The sequence below is a fragment of the Romboutsia sp. genome (assembly GCF_051659545.1).
GTDB lineage: Bacteria > Bacillota > Clostridia > Peptostreptococcales > Peptostreptococcaceae > JBOFOR01.
Window position 1 is genome coordinate 1 of record NZ_JBOFOR010000265.1, and the last position, 2889, is coordinate 2889.

Below are 2889 nucleotides of genomic sequence, written 5' to 3' on the forward strand. Positions count from 1 at the left end.
TCTAGAATATCAATGACATCACTATTTTCAATATAAAAATCATTCAAATATTCTCTATACTCTCTAGACTCATAAATAACTTCCCCTTCGAAAATATTACGTCTAAGCTCTATCGTAAAGTTACTTGTTACTATTTTTAAATCAACATCTATATTTAACACCATTCTAAGTGCTTGTGTCTTAATTGTAAGCTCTGTAATAGGAACTTTATTCTTAGGAATCCACGCTATATCTATATCACTTTCGCTTGTCTGCTTGTCCGTACCGTAGCTTCCAAATACTATAATCGCTATAGTGTTTTCTTTAGGAAATTTATTTGTTATTGAATTTTTAACTTCTTGTGAGATATTTCTCATTTTTGAATCACCTCATATTTATTATAGCATTAAGTAGTCTTTCAATACCATAAATATTCAAATCAATTAATTGATACAAAAGATAGAATAAAAAACATTTTTTTACAAAAGTTATATTTATATAAAATAATACAAAATGGTGGTGTAACTATGAAAAAACTATTATATATAAGTGTAAATTCAAAACCCGAAAATTTATCAGCAAGTAAAACAGTAGCAAGAAGATTTATAAATAGATTTTTAGAATTAAACAAAGATTTTGAAGTAGAAGAATTAGATTTATACAAAGAGCATATTCCAAGACTTGAATATCAGTATTTTGAAAAAAGAAATTGCATAGTTGATGAAAATGATGCAAAAACACTAGATGATAAGGATCAAAAGGAAGTTCAAAGAATTAGACAGCTATGCGACCAGTTTATAAGTGCTAATGTTTATGTAATTGCTGCTCCTATGTGGAGTTTATCTTTCCCTGCTCCTTTAAAAGAATATCTTGATTGTATATTACAAGATCAAAAAACTATAAAATTTGAAGATAAAAAAATAGTTCCTCTATTAGCTGATAAACCTAGAACTTTAGTTTATATCCAATCTTCAGGTGGAGAAATTCCTTGGTTCTTAAGTCCTATTATGAACAAGGGGGTTAATTATGTAGAAAGTATTTTTAAGTTTACAGGTATAAAACATTCTGAGGAGCTATTGGTTGATGGAACTGGTTTTACTGAGAGCGAAAAGCAAGAAGCTATTGATAAGGCTGTAGATAAAATCGACGAGGTTATAGATGGGATGAAGTTTTAGTTAAAATCTAATTTTACCTAGATTAGTATCCGGGACTATAGATAATAGAGTAGTGTAAATTCAAAGCTATCTATAGTCCCTTAAGCTGAATCTGGCTTAGTCAAATATTTGTTAATCAAGTAATGACAAAGCCATTATTCCACTTCCTATTAGACCTGTGTCATCACCAATTTGAGCTAACTTAATATTTACATTTACTTCTTTAAATACAAACGCTTTTACTTTGTCTATTATTTTGTCTAAATAACTAGCGTTATTTAAAATTACAGAACCACCTAGTACTACTACTTCTGGGTCTACAATTACAATAATATTAGCTATAGCCTTAGATACATTTACTACCCATTGTTCTAATACCTCTTCACAAGCTTTTTCCTTTAAACTAGCTTTTTCAAAAACTTCTTTTGTAGATATGCTTATTCCTAATTTTTCACTTGCAATCCTGCTGATATTCACTCCACTGCATTGTCCTTCTAATCCACCTTGATTTAAACCAGAGTGACTATATTTATCTTCATTAATAATCATATTACATAATTCAGCAGCTACATTGTTAAACCCATTTACAATTTCACCCTTATAGATAAATCCACCTCCCACACCAGTTGAAAGAGTTATGTAATATACACTTTCTGCATCTTTTCCTGCTCCTACTTTAGCTTCACTATATCCTGCAACGTTGGCATCATTATTTACAACTACAGGAATCTTAAATATACTCTGTATGTATTCCTTTATTTCAAAGTTTTCCCATCCTTTTAAATTGGGTGGGTTGATAATTTTCCCTTTTCTTAGGTCCAAAGGTCCTGGGCATCCTATACCTATAGATTTAAAATCATAATTACTCCATTTTTCTTTTATCATATTACATAATTTGTCTATGTTTACTTCTGGTCCCATTACAACATTGTTTTCAATTTTAAATTTATCAACTATGTTGTAGTTTTCATCTAATAAGGCAGCTCTTATATTTGTTCCACCTATGTCCATTCCTATACAATAAGTCATTTTACTATCCTCCTAATATACCTTTTTTAAGATTTAATTAAATACAGATATTATTTATAAATAATCGTGATACTTTAAAGAGACTTATAAAAAGTTAATTTAATAAGCCTCCTTTTCTTATCTATTATTTTATTACTATAGTTTGAACTTTACAATGCTCTAAGTCATTTACTTTAATACTGTTATTTATTATTTGTATACTATCATTTTCATTATAGCTTTCATCTAACATTGATTTATATGCCTTATGTATATCTTTATTTATATTAATTGTTCCATTAGCCCATCATTTTCTAAATCAGTTTTTTATAGAGAAAGTCTATCTTCTACTAACATAGACGATTTTTTAGCCATTCCTCATCCAATGGAATTAAATTCTATTAAGACTAAGATTTGCGTTGCTTTATTGGAAAGTCCTATTGAATGGAATGAAGGCATTTCAGTCAATATAGTTATGATGCTTGCTATAAACGAAAATGATTATTCTCGAATGGATTCTATTTATGATATATTTTTGAATATAATCAACAATGAACTTATAAAAACTAAACTATTAGACTGCTTTGACATTCTCGCCCATAGCTAAATCTAGGGGATTCATTGAGATTAGCAAGTGATTAAATCGAAGTCTATTTCTAGTATCGAAGTATGACCTCACCATAGGGGCTATGTCATTAGCCCTTCCTAAATCAGACCATCTAGGTATTTAGGCTGATAGACTATGACC

The 2889-nt window shown here is 29.1% G+C and carries 4 protein-coding genes; 2 read left to right on the forward strand and 2 right to left on the reverse strand.

Annotated features, from left to right (window positions below):
- Positions 1 to 356 (reverse strand): nucleotidyltransferase domain-containing protein (locus ACRC03_RS15380; protein ID WP_438653474.1); only part of this gene is annotated, 356 nt, incomplete at its 3' end.
- Positions 357 to 506: 150 nt separating this feature from the next.
- Between ACRC03_RS15380 and ACRC03_RS15385 the strand changes: the two genes are divergently transcribed.
- Complete coding sequence (locus tag ACRC03_RS15385; protein ID WP_438653475.1) at positions 507 to 1154, forward strand: FMN-dependent NADH-azoreductase; 648 nt, start codon at positions 507 to 509, stop codon at positions 1152 to 1154.
- 111 nt (positions 1155 to 1265) lie between these two features.
- Here the strand turns inward: ACRC03_RS15385 and ACRC03_RS15390 are convergent, their stop codons facing one another.
- The gene (locus ACRC03_RS15390; protein WP_438653476.1) at positions 1266 to 2162 is read right to left on the reverse strand and encodes an ROK family protein; all 897 of its coding nucleotides are present in this window, start codon (positions 2160 to 2162) and stop codon (positions 1266 to 1268) included.
- A 247-nt stretch (positions 2163 to 2409) separates the two neighbouring features.
- Between ACRC03_RS15390 and ACRC03_RS15395 the strand changes: the two genes are divergently transcribed.
- Entirely contained in the window at positions 2410 to 2748 is a 339-nt protein-coding gene (locus ACRC03_RS15395; protein WP_438653477.1) for a PTS sugar transporter subunit IIA, read from the forward strand.
- Positions 2749 to 2889 lie beyond the last annotated feature (141 nt).